Raw genomic sequence first — 16,418 nt, 5'->3', positions numbered from 1 at the left:
TCTACTGAATCATCACCATGTAAATGGATAAGTATAGTCGATTCTTTTTATTTTGATACGATAAAAGGATTGTGGTTATGAGATAGTGGCACACTATGAAAAAGAGCAGCTTTAATATGATTTTACAAAAACTAATACGGATGAGTAGATTAGGCAACATTATAGGTTGCGGTTATTGTTTCTTAAAATGATTGTATAATTGCTATAGTAGCTTGGGCAGAAATATTATCATTACCCCCTTTTGGATTAAGATTTTTTAAAATACTTTTAAGAAGAAAAGTAATGTCCTCGCATTTTAATGCATGAAATATACTCTCATTTGGCAGGGATCGTAGTTATTATGTTTATTATAAAGGAATAAGCCTGTAAAAGTTTCTTAAGTCAAAATTGTTAATTTTTCTGGAACAGTTAAATATGTTAAAAAACAAGATCAGGATAGTCATTATGAATTCCCTCTAATTGCAGGAGGCTGGTCTACTGATCATAAAGCTTTATTTGTCAAGTTTGAATTTTAAAATGTTTGAAGCGCCTAATTGTGTAGATAAAGGTTTAATAATTGTAATGACAAAAGAGCAACTAAAACGGAGGTTGCTCTACTGTAATGTTTTGTTGAAAGTAATCTGTATTAACTCTCTGATTTAATAGTTGTACTAACTCCGCTTCATATATAGAGTTTTTTTTAACTTATCTTGGGAGTGTTTTTTTAGTTCGATTTACTATTTTAAAAACGACATGCTACACATAGACCGTGAATAGAAAAAAAATCTGTCTAGTAAACCTCTCTGCAATATCCTGTCAATTCTTTTAGTCCATCTTTAAAAATAAGTGTTAATATTATTTTCGTCACAGGTTTCTTTCAAAACGGATCTTTTTTCTTTTGTTACTGAATTTGAGTTTTTTCTGTAAAGAAAGTTTTCTTTTCGTTCTTTTTCTGAGTCGGTGCAATATGTGATTTTGATATCTAAGTTGGGCTTTCTGAAGTTGATAAGAAAAAGGAGTACGAAATTTTCAGTAAGATTGAGAATATAACTTTCATAGTTTCAACTATGTAAATAAATACTAAGAACTGGCACCAAGAATTCAATAATAAGATTTTATAAAATGAAAGAGGAGTGGAAATTTTCAAAATTTCACTCCTCTTTTGATAATTCAATATTTACTACTTTTTATCCCACCAAACTCGGCCTTGAATACTTGATGGATCACCAAAATCTGGATCCTTTCGCATATTGTCAATAGCAGAGTTTCTATTATCAAAGTTTAAATCACCTTCCAATGCATAATTGATAACAAATCTTCTTGGAACCTCTAAAGTTTGTCCTTCATTTATCCAATCTTCAAAAATAAGTTTTGTGTTTTTATTAGGCATTCCTGTTCTTTTAACTAAAGCCCACGCCTCATTAAAATTTCTAAAGTAATTCAAATAAGCTTGAAGTATAATCTGTTCAAGACCTGTAGAAGATTTAAACACAATATCAGAACGTAATTTAAAGTTAGTAATTTCACTATCCGTTAACGGAACATAGTCATAAACTTGTGCAGTTTTTGCTAGATTATCATAAAATCTAAGTGAAGCATCTACTCCTTTATAATATAGCTCTTCCGCATTTTCATTAGACCAACCACGTTGAGCCAGTTCTGCGCGAGCAAAACAAAGTTCAGCATAAGTTAAGATCGGAATAATTCCCGTCCCAGTACCAGCATTATTTTCTGGTTGAAAAAGGCGATCCTGAATTCGCGACACTGTATCTAAAATTATCGTATTTTCACCATCCTTAATTTGGTATGGATTTAAAAAACGAGTCTTGATAGGATTATTATTAGGTGTTTCTGGATTAGAAAACTGACCATAGTATCTTCTTGTATCAAATTTTGCCGTTTGACTGATGACACGTTGGTCTTTTGCTTTTTGGAAGTTAACCTCACTCCATTGATTTGGACGGAAGAAGAACCGTAGACGCGGATCAGTGTTATTCCACATATAATTAATAACCCCATATTCACCGACAAAGAGACGTCCATTACCTGTAATATTCCAATTACCACCAGCTGTAAAATCCTTACGTGCTTGTAACATCCAACTATCAGACGCACTTTCCATTAATCCAGCAGGATGGCTAAGTACATCCCGAACAATAGCTTTCACCCGTTCAGGGTCTCTTTTAGAAAGTCGGAGAGCAATAACTAAACGTAAAGAATTGGCTGTTTTTGCCCATTTTTTCGCATCACCATTAAAATAAAGATCTGCTTTAGCATAGTTAAACTGTTCTACAGCTTGAGGTGTGTTTAAAATAGTTGCAGCTTCTTTCAATTCTGCTTCAAATATTTTATAGAGTTCATCTTGGGTGTTGTATTTCGGTTGCAATGTGCCGCCATATCTTGCTTGAAAAGCTTCTTCATATGGTATGCTACCATTTACATCAGTTACATACCAAGCCTGTTGGACCTTTAAAATCGTAGCTATGGTTCTTTTGTAAAGATTTCTAGCCCGCTCTTCTTCTGGCATTTTATCAATAGTTTGTTTTATATCCTCCAAAATGGGGCCTACATCTTGAAAGAAGCGTCCGTAACGATTATTGGCATTTGCGGCATTATCTGTTACAGTAAATGTATTTCCAGTTCTTTGCAGGAAAACACGAGACCATCGGCTCACATAACTATAGTTGTCGTAGTAGGCATCAAAATCATTATCATTCGTAGCGATGATCGCTCTTGATAGTAAGTAATCAACTGGTAACTTAATAACGGCATCAGGATCGGTATTATATTCAGCAAACTTCTCCTTACTGCAGCCTACAAAATATAAGCTAAAGAGGATTAAAGCATATTTATAGAATGAGGTTTTCATATTTATTATCATTAGAAGTTTGTATTAATAGTGAAAGCAAAATTGCGAATCATTGGAGAGCCACCACCCAAGAAAGCATTGATAGAACCAGATGATCTATTATCTTCCGGATTGATATTATCAGGTAAAGTATTATACAGATAGCCTAAATTACGGGCAGTAAGTGTAAGTCTTAAATTGTTTAATTTTAATCTTGAAGCAGTTGAGTTTGGCAAATCATAACTGAATGATACATCTCTTAAAATCAACCAAGATGACTTAAATGTTGATAGTTCACGAATACCGTTACCCCATCCGTAAGAATTATTATAATAATTAACAGCACTGATCGGTAATCTCCAGCCTTTGTCAACAGCCTCTTGATAAGACATCCCTGATAGATCATTACCATTGACAACAGTTCCTTGACGGAATACTGCATCAGGAATTATACCCCAAGCTTCATTACCATTAGCATCTTTATAGGCTACACTTCCTGCTTCTCCTTGTCTACCATAAAGAGAACTTGCAATCTGTCCAGTTTGCATACCATAATTATATGTTGGAGAATAGACCATACCTCCAAATTTGGCATCTAACATAAAGCTAAAAGAAAAAGATTTGTAATTAAATCTATTTAATAAGCTTCCCATAAAATCAGGTAGCGAAGAACCTATTGTTACTTCTTTTTCTAGGCCCTGTGCGTAGTTTTGAGAACGTAAATAGTAACCGATATTTCCCGTAGTTGCCATAACAGGCTTGCCATTATTCACGTGGTCAATTGGATTGCCGGCTCCATCTCTCGCTTGAAAACGCGCATGACCATAATTGGCAACAAGTGTCCCATAATCACCACCAACTTTAGCTATAGAGCGAATACCATCATCTGCATCAAGTTCTTGGACACCTGCGCCAAAAGGAAGACTGATGATTTTATTGCGATCCCTAGAGTAATTAAAATTGACATCCCAAGAAAAATTTTGCGTTTTAACGGGAGTTCCATAAAGGCGAGCTTCAATTCCTCGACTTCTAATATGACCTCCATTCACCAATGCTGCAGTAACTCCACTTTCTTGTGAAATCGGTACTGAAGTAATTTGATCGATCGTATTCTTGGTATAATACGTAAAGTCAAAACCTAGTCTATTTTGCAACATTTTAAGCTCGGTTCCGATTTCATAGGTATCACTACTTTCCGGTTTTAGATTCCGGTTTCCCAATGTTTTTGAATCAAATCCATAGTTTGGAACATCCAGATAAGGACTGTTGGCTCTATAAAACCCAGTCATTGCAGTATAGGCATTAGTTCCTCTACCAACCTTATTGTAGGACATTCTTAATTTAGCAAAACTAAATATATTGTCAGGAAGTTTCAGCGCATCTGATAATACCCAAGACAAATCTGCTCCTGGATAAAAATAAGAAAAATTACCTGATCCATCAGGATATACTAGACTTGAATCCCAGTCATTTCTACCATATATGTTAATCGATAACCAGTTCTTATAAGTAACTGCTGTTTGAAAAAAACCTGACACAATACGGGATTGATTTGGTTTATCTTCATCGACAAAAGCTCTGCTTGAAGAGTTTGATAAACGAAATACATCGGCGATAAGCATCCCATCAGTTCGTCCATACAGACCATTGCGTAAGGAATGATTAACCTCTCCACCTGCTTGTACTGTAAATTCAAAATCTTCTGTTTTTTTTGAAAAATTTAAATTTGAGCGATACCTAGTTTGTAGAACCCGTGAACTCCTGTTGTTATAAGAACCTCCGTTGAAACCTTCTTCCTGTCCTCGATTTTTCATTTGACGGTTAGTATTAAAAAGATTCGCTGTGAAATTACTCTCCCACATCAACCAATCTGTAAAATTAACACGAGCATTAAATGTTCCTCTAAAATTATCTTCTATTTGTTGTTGTTTTTGTTCATAAAGCGTAAACAGAAGACTTGCTTTACCGGTAGGATCATCTTGCGTGACACCTCCATTTATAGCATCTTTATAATTATCTTTCCAATAATTAAGGTCATAAGAACGTGGCATACCATATGATAAACCGTACATTACGTTGTTATTCATATTCCAACGTTCACCCCCATATTGTGGGTTGAAACTTTGACTATTGACATATGTGGCACCTGCATCGAGAATAATCGATTTACCCATACGATGTGTAGCTCTCAAATTAAAATTATTTCTCGTGAGCTTGTTATTGGGCGCCACTCCTGTAGAATTGGTATTGGAATATGACATCCTAAACGTAGTTTGTTCATTTCCGCCTTGAAGTGATAGGTTGGAATTATTATATCTTCCTGTACGGAATAGATCTAATGGATTGTTATTCGTTTGAAAAGGAACGAGTCTACCATCAATATCTTTGACTGTTCTACCATCAAATTTTGGACCGAAACTATACCCATAATTTGTTGTTGGAATTTGTTCATAGCCATCTGTTCCAGCCACATATACTGCATTTGGATTAGATCCAGGACCATATTTGTCTTGCATATCCGCAGTAGCATATGGTTTATCAAAGCCCTGAGTATGTGTAAAACCAATACCAAATCCTCTTTGTGAATATCCTTTTTTTGTTGTGATTAGAATAACCCCACCAGCTGCACGACTTCCATACAATGCTGTAACTGAGCCTCCATTTAGAACTGAGATTGTTGCTATATCGTCTGGACTAATATTCTTAAGCACATTACCAAAATCCTGATCTCCACCACGATTAGGAAGCACAACTTCTTCATCCATAATAATCCCATCGACAACCACCAAAGGAGTATTACCATATTGGTTTAATGATCCCGCTCCCCTGATCTGAAATCTTGGAGTCGATTGTGGTCCTCCAGTGCCGACATTAACCTGTAAACCAGGAACCATTCCTTGTAGTGCGGCAATAGGATTAATCGCATTCGTTCGACGGATTTCGTCACCACTGATTTGTGTCATTGCATAACCCAATTGACGTTTCTCACGCGACTCACCAAAGCCTGTTACCACAACTTCGTCCAAAGATGCAGAAGTTTCTTTTAAACTCACTTTCAAACTATTATTACTACCAATAGTAATTTCCTCACTTTGATATCCGATCATCGAAATACGAAGCTTTTCTCCCTGATTAGCAGAGATAGAAAATGTTCCATCATGTGAAGTTTGTGCAGCTCGATTTGAGCCGATAACTGTAATTGTCACTCCCGCTATAGGGCCCTTTTCATTAGAAATTGTGCCCTTTATGGTTTGCTGGGCAAACAAGGAGGTTGCACTAAATAGCGTGCATAACGCAATTCCTGTGGTTCTTTTTAAAAATACATGCATAAAAAAATAGGTAAAATAAAATTGTTTAGTTGGTATTATTCTGATAATTTTTTCTTTGGTTAGTGTGTTTTTTATTGACTTTATGTTTTTATTAGCTAGTTTGAATAGTTAAATTATCGTTGACATAAATTAACAAGATTATTAGATCTTAAATTAATAGAATGCGTAATAATGTTTGATTAGCACTTAACAATCAGAAAAAATCTTAAAAGAGAAATATTATTTAAAATAAAATCTTTATGAAATTATTTTCTTTTTGTTAAGAATAGGCATTGCAAATATAAAATAAAACATAAAGATTAAAACACTTTTTAAAAAAAAAATAAAAGTTTTTTACCCTAATTTTATACTTTATTATCATCTTTTTATTAGTCTCCTAGGTGAGATACAAATAGTATATTTCAATGGTTATACATTTTGAATAATATTATTTTAAAAAATATTGATATTCTGGTTGAAAGAGATTCTAATCGATGAGATCAAATAACTCAATAATTAGATATGTATTTTTTCTTCTGTTGCTGTAATTAATATATTCAAAATAGTTTGTTGATAGCTCTTTCATCTTACTTATTTGCATCTTTATAGTATGAATAAATTAACCCATCTACCTCAAAACAAGTGGAAAAAATTAGCCAGCTTAGTTAAAACAACTGTTTGATAGGAATTGATGTTGTTTTATTATGGTGTCAATCTTGTATTAAAATACATCCTGTGGTTATCAATATAAACTTTCATAGCTATAAGAATGAATGTTAATATTTTATATCTTTGTTATGCTTTAGGGGTATTCTAAAAAGAATTGAGAGAGTCCCTTTGAACCTGATACGGCTAATACCGACGTAGGGAAAAGCAATACAGTACACCTGTGCTGTTTTGTATGTGGTTTTTTCCTAAAGCATTCGATTTTTTATTAAATGAAATGAACATGGAAAAAACACTTTGGAAGTATATCCAACAAGTAAGAGCGCAATCGCCACTCGTACATAATATCAGTAATTTTGTGGTCATGAATAATACTGCCAATGCCTTGTTGTCTGTTGGTGCTTCACCCATTATGGCGCATGCTAAATCTGAAGTAGTCGAGATGGTGACAATCAGCGATTCACTTGTTATTAACATAGGAACATTAGACGAAGTTTGGTCCGAATCTATGTTATTGGCCGCAAATACTGCTTCTCATTTAGGAAAACCTTGGGTTTTAGATCCTGTTGGAGCGGGGGCGACATCTTATCGCGATCATATTCTAAAAGAATTGCTTCGTGAAAAACCCACTGTCATAAGAGGTAATGCATCTGAAATTATCGCACTAAACAAAACTAATCTTATAAAGACGAAAGGAGTGGATAGTACTTCTCAAAGTGGTGAAGCAGTTTTGGCAGCATTGGATCTTCATCAACAATATGGTTCCATTGTTTGTATTTCTGGTGAAACAGATATCGTGATTTCTGGGAGTCAGGAGATTCATCTAAAAAATGGACATCTTTTGATGACAAAAGTAACCGGTTTAGGTTGTTCTGCAACTGCGCTTATTGGCGCATTTATGGCTGTAATCACCAATAAAACAGAGGCTGTAACTGCTGCAATGGCTCTAATCGGAGTAGCGGGGGAGTTAGCTGAGAAGGAAAGTAATGGGCCGGGTAGTTTGCAAGTTAAACTTCTTGATAAACTATATAATATCACTGAGGCTGAATTTAATAATACATTAAAATTTGGCATATTATGAATTTAGATACATCTTTTCCTTATCAGCTATACCTCGTAATTTCAGAGCAGGATTGCCGTGGGAAAAATTTCCTTCACGTAGCAGAGAAAGCAATTCTGGGTGGTGTCGATGTCATACAGCTTAGAGAAAAAAATCTAACATCTGAACTATACTTAGCAAAAGCTAAACAATTGAAAGAGATTACTGATAAATACACAATTCCGCTAATCATCAATGATAATCTTGAAGTGGCCCAAAAAGTAGGTGCGGATGGTATTCACGTTGGTAATCGTGATATTTCTCCTCGTGGTATTAGAGAAGTCTGGTATAGCCCAAGACCTCTAGTCGGTTATTCTATTGAAAATCTTGAACAGTTAAAAAATGAGCAAATTCCATTATCCGATTACCTGGGTATCAGCCCTGTATTTAATACTGAAACGAAAAAAGACACTATCACAGAATGGGGTTTAAAGGGTATTGTAGAGATTCGGCAACGTACAGACAAACCGCTGGTTGCTATCGGCAATATTCACATACAAAATGCTCGTCGTGTTATACAAGCAGGTGCCGATTGTTTAGCTGTAGTATCTGCTATATGTGGAAGTGAAGATCCAGAAAAAGCAGCTTATGAACTTAAAAATGAAATTTTGAAATGAAAAAATACCGTTATCCAAGTACGCTGACGATCGCAGGTTTCGACGGCAGTGGGGGAGCCGGAATCCAAGCCGACATCAAAACTTTTTCAGCATTAGGATGCTACGCTACTTCAGTACTGACAGCATTGCCTGTACAAAATACGATGGGTGTCCGCAAAATTTATCCTATAGCGCTGGAAGCTGTAGCAGATCAGATTGAATCTATTATGGACGATGTCTTTCCTGATGCCATAAAGATAGGAATGGTGCATACACCACAATTGGTTATTACGATCGCACAGACGCTTCAAAAATATAAAAAAGTACCCCTTGTATTTGATCCTGTTATGGTTGCGACCAGTGGCCACAAGCTTATTGAGGAAGAAACTATTGCTGCAATGATCGACCTACTATTCCCTTTAGCAGATGTGATTACACCGAATATGGATGAAGCAGGTATACTTGCCAAGGTATCAGTGGAAACTTTAGAAGATATGTACGTTGCAGGGGAAAGCATCCTTGCATTAGGTTGTGAGCGTGTCTTGGTAAAAGGGGGGCATCTGGAACAAGATACGCTGCAATCTATATTATTTGATAAGAATAGTCACCCAGAAATATTTAAAAGTAAAAAAATTAAAACGAAGAATACACACGGTTCCGGTTGTACACTATCATCTGCAATAGCCGCTTATCTGGCACAGGGGCATACGATATCTGAAGCCGTTTCTTTAGCGCAAAATTATGTTTTTATGGCAATAGAGCAGGGAGCAGATGTACAATTAGGGATGGGAAACGGTCCTTTAAATCATTTTTTTAATCCTCAAAAACAAATTAAATATGAATTGGTCTGAACAGGTCTGGAATAGTATCTCAGATAAATATCAGTCTATATTAGACATGCCTTTTATAAAGGAACTTACGACAGGAAATTTGCCGAAAGAAAAATTTCAATTTTACATGGCTCAAGATTCGCTTTATCTTGAACATTTTGGTCGAGCATTAGCCCTTATTGGTGCTCGGGCATATGATGTTCAAGATGCGCTATCCTATATGCGTTTTGGAGAAAATGCGATTGTTGTCGAAAATGCTTTGCACGATTCTTATTTTAAGGATTTTGGTGTCACCGAAAAAGGTTATATACAGCCTGTTTGCCATCATTATGTGCATTACCTAAAAAGTACAGCAGCGTTAGATCCTGTAGAGGTTGGGATGGCCGCAACTTTACCCTGTTTTTGGATATATAAAGAAGTGGGGGAATATATTGCTAGACAAGAAAAAACAGTTGATAATCCTTATCAAAAATGGATTGATACGTATGGAGGAGAAGATTTTGCTATTTCTGTACGACAAGCAATTGCTATGTGTGATCAAGTAGCTGCAAATACGACTGTTGCTATTCGTAATAAGATGAGTGAAGCATTTGTTTTAGCATCTAGACTGGAGTATCAATTTTGGGAGGCTGCTTACAATGAAAAAGTATGGACTTAACGGGGTGATAAAAATGAGCAATCGTTTGTTCTTGTTTAGCATTTGTATACATCTTAAAATTTAATTAGTTTGCTTCATATTGTGAAAATATATTTTGTGATTAGTTTTTAAATATACTTGTTTAAAAACTAATCAAATCGGTAGGATAAATCTGAATTGAAAAATAAGTTATATAAATATGAGCTTTAAGAATACAACTTTAGTGTCAGCACTTCTTGTCGGAGCGCTATGGACTGTACAAACGGTGAAGGCACAGACACCGGCCTTTGAAATGGTAAATTTTCAAGAAATGGCGGATCCAACGAAAGATGCATTGTCAGACTGGTCTGCGGTTAAGAAGGGCGTACATAGCTCATTCGTAACAATTGATAAACGGTATCCTAAATCGTTGGTTCCTGACTTGAAGAAGAAAGTTAGCGATGAAGTAGTAGGTTGGCGTGGAGAACGTGTTTCATCACAAGTGTTATTATGGACGAAAGATACTGCGCCCGATGTCACGGTGACTATATCAGATTTCAAAGGTATAAAGGGTGCTAAAATGTCTTCAAATGTTGCTTCAGCACGTTTTGTTCGCTACGTAATGACTGATGAATTTGCCGCTGGCTGTGGATATCGGAAGAAAGAGGACTTTGCTTCTTCATTATCACCAGATATGCTAGATGATTTAACATCATTCGATCTTGAAGCTAGCAAGGTCCGCCCTGTTTGGCTGACGGTGAAGATCCCGAGTGATGCTACCCCTGGAGAATATCAAGCTAAAGTGCGCATCGAGAGTAAAGGAAAGGTTACTGACCAATTAACATTAAAAGTTACTGTTTTAGAAAATATATTGCCAAAGCCTAGTGAATGGGTCTTCCATTTGGATCAATGGCAACATCCATCGGCTGTAGCACGTGTGCATGGATTAGAAATGTGGAGTGATGCCCATTTTGAAGCGATGAAACCAGTTATGAAAATGTTAGCTGATGCAGGACAGAAAGTGATCACTGCAACCATGAATAAAGATCCATGGAATGTACAGACTTATGATCCATATGCTGACATGATTGTTTGGAATAAAAATGCAGACGGTACTTGGGCTTATGATTATAAAGTATTTGATCGCTGGGTTCAGTTTATGATGGACCTAGGCATTAAAAAGATGATTAATATATATTCAATTGTTCCATGGAATAATGAAATACATTATCGCGATGTAGCAAAAAATGAAGTTGTCAATGTTGTTGCAAAACCAGGAACACCTGCATTTGAGGAATTATGGACCCCTTTCTTAAAAGACCTTGTAAAACATTTGGATTCAAAAGGTTGGTTGGGAATTACAAATATCGCCATGGACGAACGTACAAAAGAAGAAGTAGATGGTGCTTTGTCTCTTTTAAAAAAGGTGGCACCAACTTTAGGTGTTTCTTATGCGGATAATCAGAAAACCTATCAGCGCTATCCTGACAGTAAAGATATTAGTATTGCTGCAAATCATCCCTTTTCTCATGAAGATCTGCTCGATCGTAAAAAAAGAGGTTTGATCACTACTTTTTATGTGTACTGTGGGAATAATTTTCCAAATCAATTTACATTTTCAGATCCTGCAGAGTCTGCTTACATGGGATGGTATGCTGAAGCTGCTGATTTTGATGGATTATTGCATTGGGCATTCAACTCATGGGTGGAAAACCCGATTTTAGATTCCCGATTCCGCACCTGGCCAGCAGGTGATACCTATATCGTGTATCCAAATGGGAGAAGCTCGATCCGTTATGAAAGAACACTCGAAGGTGTTCAGGACTACGAAAAAGTGCAGATCGTAAAGAAGGCGCTTAAAGAGAAGGGATTAATAGAAGATTTGAAACGTTTCGAAGCAGCGATACAAAAGTTAAATAGTGCAGAAAGAACTAAAGTTTGGAATTCGAATCTAAACGAAGCTAAAGCTCTATTGAACGCATTGTCGCTTAAAATAACAAGCTAATCCTCAATTCATTTTAATACCTATTTTGCGGTTATTGCAAGCATTATTTGTAACCCTTCGGAACTAAAGTTTCGGAGGGTTATTTTTTATTTTATAATTTGTGAAACTTTGCGCTATCATGATTATAACAGAATAACGACTCTAATTGTCATGGAGTGAGATTTATGGGATATTACTATCTAATAATAACTTGGAATTGCAAAAGTTATGATGTAGTTCAGAATAGACGTTAATGTAATCAATGCTGTAGTTGATCTATTCACTTTGATCACTTTAACTAGGGATGTTAGTCTCAAAGGGAACCTGTAAGAAAAGAACCAATGAAGACTTCAATAAAAATAGGTTTAGCAGCATTTTTAGTTATACTGTCATTTTGTGCCATGGCTGACGGAAGACCTGTCAAAAGGAGCATCAACTTTTCAATGGCAAAACATGCTATCCATCACTATATGGATGTAATAACTGAGGGGCAATATCAAGGGATAGAGGAATTATTTGCGCTTGATTTTTGTCAACGTGTGCAAGGTTTGAAATTTTCAAATTATAGCCGTTCGGAAATTATTAGTTTTTTGAAAAAGCAAAGAGGAGAGAAGATGAACTGTCAAACGACACTTCAAATTATTGATGAATGTGCACATTATATGATTGCTAAGGTTATCATGAAATTTGAATCTTTTACGAAGATTGATCTGATCACCTTAATTAATGAAGATGGAAACTGGAAAGTTATAGCTTCTATTCATACTTATCAATAGAATTTTAGTTCTAATCAATTCTGGGGGTAATTGATTTTTTTAATATAAATAGCGTAACCCTCATAAGTATCATATGTTTAGAAAATAAAAAGCCCCGTCGTGAGATGCGGCTTTTATTGTTATTCTAAATTAATTGCTTTAGTGATTTATAGTTTTATTATCAATGTGCTTGGATTGATCGTATATGTAACGTAAATCTAGAAATAGTTTGTACAAATTATTTTAAGGAATGATTTGATTTTCATCGTTTTATACAGATTTTATATGTTGAAATTAAAGCTTCAGCTACTAGTTTAGGATCCTGTTGATGGATACCATGACTGTACCTTGGTAATAAGATTAATTTACTGTTACGGTTATTTTTTATCATTTCCGCATAGTGTTGTATACGAAGTTGATCGAGTGCTTTCCACCACTGGATTAAGTTGATACCCAATTTCAACTCTTCATTCATTTTAGTTTCGTATTGTTCGATATGCTTATTGTATGCAATCATTATGGTAACCGGAATGTCGGGTAGTGGTGGTAAAGAAGTATAATTTTTGAAAAAATATGGGGTGCTTTCATCCAACTCTCTCTTCAGTTCATGTCGGAAACCTCTAGATATAGTAGGATCTTTTAGGATATTTTGGAGGTTTATACTCAAAAGTTCCTGATATCCTGTTTTACTACTTGTTTTTAACTTTACTTCATCATCTTCTTCTTTGGTCAACATAAAATCTGTTGGATCTATGAAAAATAAACCAGCTATTTCTTCAGGGTATTTTGAAGTAAACAATCGAATAAAGGGTCCGCCTATCGAATGTCCAACTAGCAGGTAGGGTGGGCTTATTTTTAAAGTAGTCAGTAAATCGTGAAGTCTTTTTATCACATCCGCATCGGTTCTTACTGCACTATCTAATTCAGATTCACCAATTCCGTTTCTATCATAAACGATACCTGCAAAACTATCCTGAATAAATGGAAATAAACTTCCATTACTTCCTCCAGAAGAACCGAGTCCACTTTCAAATACGACAATCGGTTCATCAATTTTTCTCTTCTCAAGACCAAATGTAATATAAGCCATTTTTTTATTATTAATGGATACCAATTTTCGCTCAGAGACTTGAGGATAAACTAAGGATATGGTAAAAAATGTAATAAAGAGTAGGAGGATAGTTAATTTCATTCCTGTTTATTTAAAGTGAGCTATCTTTTGTTTTTTTCTTTTGCAGTATTTTAATTGATTAAATATCAAAGGATTATTTCATTTTGTTTGGTAGTATTCGGTAAATGCTACCTTATGAGCGGTAAGTGTCGGTATTGATGCCGTAAATGGAACAGATAATCTCGATATTGACCTGGATAATAAGTGAGAGATTAATAATTTTTGTGGTTAAAATTTCAGATATTTAATTATTACCATTTTCAATTATAATTAAGCATGAAATTAAGCACTTTATACCCTGAAAGCAGGTCAGGTAAAGAAATTATTTTAACATCTTCACTGGTAGGTATTTTATTTTACATACTCTTGATTGTATATCAACCTTTTGGTACAAGTCAATTTGAACATACCTTTAAATATTTATTACTAGCTCCTTATGCAATTATTACCACATTTTCGTTTTACATTGTCAATATCTTATCTATGCAATGGAAAAAGAAATGGACAACAGGTCGAGAAATTTTAAAAATTTTTTTCATTTTATTTATAATTTCAATATTCGCATACTTCTACAATACTTTATTCTTAAGTAGGGTGAGGCTCTCATGTGAGAATTTTTTGTACATGTTTGCATATTCTGTGGCAATTGGAACTCCAGTTTCGTGTATTTATATCTTGGCAAAATATATTTATCTCAGCAATAATAGCCAATTTAATGAAGAGGCAGGAAATCTTGAAAACGACAACATTGCAGACACAGATCATTGCCTAGCGATAGAACGTAGTTTAAAACTATGTATCATTTCCGAAAATTCCAATATTTTCATGGAGATAGCTGTTGAGGATTTTGTTTTTGCAGAAGCTGCTGATAATTATTGTGTTCTTCATTTTTATGAAAATGATATCCTTAAAAATGAAATAATTCGAATTTCACTTACAAAATTATTGGATCAAATTCAGCGTGATAACATACGAAAAGTGCACCGTTCATTAATTGTAAATCTCAAAAAGGTTATAAAATTTAAAGGAAATACTTCAGGATATAGTATAACACTGGAAAACATGAATAAAGAATTAAGAGTGTCGAGAAACTACATTAGTTCGGTTGCGCCTCTTTTAAAAAAGTTTGCTATTCGTCCCTAATTGTTGTTAGCCACCACTTTGTTTTGCCATGGTGTTTTAGGTCTTTTATCTTCGTAATTATAAAAAAAAACAGTTATGGACAGATTAAGATTTTATTTAGTATTCATTATCGGATTTGTAATTTACTTTTACATCGACACCAATTTCTTTACCTTAATATTAAAACAAATATTCATAGTAACTCACTCAAAAGCCGTAGGACATGTTGTTGCATATGGTATAACATTGATACCTTTATTTATGACCGTTGGGGTTCTTCATAAAGATTATCGAAACATTTCTGAGAAATTGGGAATATCCAAAGGTATCTGGACAGCTACTTTATTTGCCTTAATAACCACACTACCCATGTTAATCGGTTTTATTGTGAAATTTCCATTAAACAAGGAACTATCTTTTGATACAATTATTGTTAATACCATCTCTTCTGCTTTTTTTGAAGAAGTTATCTATCGTGCATTTCTTTTTGGACAATTATACAGGTATACACGTCTAGGTTTTTTTCCTTCTGTATTTTTAGGTTCATTATTATTCGGGTCTGCACATTTATATCAAGGGAATGATATCAACGAGTTGATCGGAATATTTGCGATGACATTTTCAGGTTCAGTTTTATTCGCCTGGGTTTATGCTGAATGGAAATTCAATTTATGGACAGCTATTTTTTTACATTGCTTCATGAATTTATACTGGCTTATTTTTGATGTTGATACTAATGTTTTAGGAGGAACTTATTCGAACTTTTTCAGATTTTTAACCATTATCATCGCGATCTTTTGCACAGTTATTTATAAAATAAATAAGCAGTTTCCTTTCGAAATTAATAGAAAAACGTGGTGGATGAAACGTAGTGCTTAATGTTTTTTAATAATTAGGAAAGAGTTATGACAAAATCACAAATTAAAGAGAGGTCTATTTTTGTCGTAACTAGTTCTCATGTATGAATTGAGGGTATTTTTTATTGAATGAATCCTTTATATATTAGCAGAAAAAATATAGTAAAAATACAAGTACATATGGAAAATGAAGTATTTCACTTTGAAAATAGCAATGGTTGGGAAGATTTAGGTAAGGGAGTTCAAAGACAAATTGCAGTACATAATCAAGTTATGATGCTCACTAAAGTCAAATTTGAAGAAGGGGCTAGGGGCGAATTGCATCAACATCCTCATACACAAATTTCATACGTTAAATCTGGGGTATTTCACTATACTATTGGTAATGTTGTACATGTCATGAAAGAAGGTGATAGTTGCATTATTTCTGGAAATATAGTACATGGTTGTGAATGTATAGTCGCGGGAGTGTAACTTCAACTGTGTCATTGGATAATTGACTTACTCCTAAAAGCCTCTGTCGAGCTTTAGTCTATCCCCAAATTTAATATAAAGTTGAGATATAGTCAAGCCCCAATTGTGCATTG

Annotated in this window: 12 protein-coding genes and 1 riboswitch; of the genes, 9 read left to right on the top strand and 3 right to left on the bottom strand. The window is 34.7% G+C overall.

The annotated features are described in order from the left end of the window. Positions 1-1,159: 1,159 nt before the first annotated feature. The gene (locus JAZ75_RS21705; protein ID WP_208698479.1) at positions 1,160-2,848 is read right to left on the bottom strand and encodes a SusD/RagB family nutrient-binding outer membrane lipoprotein; all 1,689 of its coding nucleotides are present in this window, start codon (positions 2,846-2,848) and stop codon (positions 1,160-1,162) included. Positions 2,849-2,859: 11 nt separating this feature from the next. Then, entirely contained in the window at positions 2,860-6,156 is a 3,297-nt protein-coding gene (locus tag JAZ75_RS21700; protein WP_208698477.1) for a SusC/RagA family TonB-linked outer membrane protein, read from the bottom strand. Between the two features lie 773 nt (positions 6,157-6,929). Beyond that, positions 6,930-7,022, top strand: a riboswitch (TPP riboswitch). Between the two features lie 62 nt (positions 7,023-7,084). Here JAZ75_RS21700 and thiM point away from each other — a divergent pair. The 6 genes from thiM to JAZ75_RS21670 all read left to right on the top strand — a co-directional run bounded on the left by thiM (position 7,085) and on the right by JAZ75_RS21670 (position 12,702). Then, on the top strand, positions 7,085-7,882 hold the full coding sequence (gene thiM / locus JAZ75_RS21695; protein ID WP_208698475.1) for a hydroxyethylthiazole kinase: 798 nt from the start codon (positions 7,085-7,087) through the stop codon (positions 7,880-7,882). Beyond that, a complete protein-coding gene (gene thiE / locus JAZ75_RS21690) occupies positions 7,879-8,517 on the top strand; it encodes a thiamine phosphate synthase (RefSeq protein ID WP_208698473.1) in 639 nt (212 codons plus the stop codon). Before thiM ends, thiE begins: the two co-directional genes overlap by 4 nt. Next, positions 8,514-9,347: a bifunctional hydroxymethylpyrimidine kinase/phosphomethylpyrimidine kinase gene (thiD, locus tag JAZ75_RS21685; RefSeq protein ID WP_208698472.1), complete on the top strand. Its 834-nt coding sequence runs from the start codon at positions 8,514-8,516 to the stop codon at positions 9,345-9,347. The genes thiE and thiD overlap by 4 nt, the downstream gene beginning before the upstream one ends. Continuing rightward, complete coding sequence (gene tenA, locus JAZ75_RS21680) at positions 9,334-9,984, top strand: thiaminase II (protein WP_208698470.1); 651 nt, start codon at positions 9,334-9,336, stop codon at positions 9,982-9,984. Before thiD ends, tenA begins: the two co-directional genes overlap by 14 nt. A gap of 178 nt (positions 9,985-10,162) precedes the next feature. Beyond that, entirely contained in the window at positions 10,163-11,947 is a 1,785-nt protein-coding gene (locus JAZ75_RS21675; protein ID WP_208698468.1) for a DUF4091 domain-containing protein, read from the top strand. Between the two features lie 320 nt (positions 11,948-12,267). Continuing rightward, positions 12,268-12,702 (top strand): nuclear transport factor 2 family protein, encoded by a 435-nt coding sequence (locus JAZ75_RS21670; protein ID WP_208698466.1) that lies wholly within the window; start codon positions 12,268-12,270, stop codon positions 12,700-12,702. A 241-nt stretch (positions 12,703-12,943) separates the two neighbouring features. On the opposite strand, the gene JAZ75_RS21665 is transcribed toward JAZ75_RS21670, so the two are convergent. Continuing rightward, positions 12,944-13,873, bottom strand: coding sequence for an alpha/beta fold hydrolase (locus JAZ75_RS21665; RefSeq protein WP_208698464.1), 930 nt, complete (start codon positions 13,871-13,873; stop codon positions 12,944-12,946). 255 nt (positions 13,874-14,128) lie between these two features. On the opposite strand from JAZ75_RS21665, the gene JAZ75_RS21660 reads away from it, so the two are divergent. The 3 genes from JAZ75_RS21660 to JAZ75_RS21650 all read left to right on the top strand — a co-directional run bounded on the left by JAZ75_RS21660 (position 14,129) and on the right by JAZ75_RS21650 (position 16,305). Then, on the top strand, positions 14,129-14,995 hold the full coding sequence (locus JAZ75_RS21660) for a LytTR family DNA-binding domain-containing protein (RefSeq protein WP_208698461.1): 867 nt from the start codon (positions 14,129-14,131) through the stop codon (positions 14,993-14,995). 75 nt (positions 14,996-15,070) lie between these two features. After that, on the top strand, positions 15,071-15,853 hold the full coding sequence (locus JAZ75_RS21655) for a CPBP family intramembrane glutamic endopeptidase (RefSeq protein ID WP_208698459.1): 783 nt from the start codon (positions 15,071-15,073) through the stop codon (positions 15,851-15,853). 158 nt (positions 15,854-16,011) lie between these two features. Further along, entirely contained in the window at positions 16,012-16,305 is a 294-nt protein-coding gene (locus JAZ75_RS21650; protein WP_208698457.1) for a cupin domain-containing protein, read from the top strand. The last annotated feature ends 113 nt before the right edge of the window (positions 16,306-16,418 follow it).

Source organism: Sphingobacterium sp. UDSM-2020, from assembly GCF_016132525.1.
In the GTDB taxonomy this organism is placed as follows: domain Bacteria; phylum Bacteroidota; class Bacteroidia; order Sphingobacteriales; family Sphingobacteriaceae; genus Sphingobacterium; species Sphingobacterium anhuiense.
The sequence above is the reverse complement of the archived record's forward strand: the minus strand, read 5'-3'. Positions and strand labels throughout refer to the sequence as shown.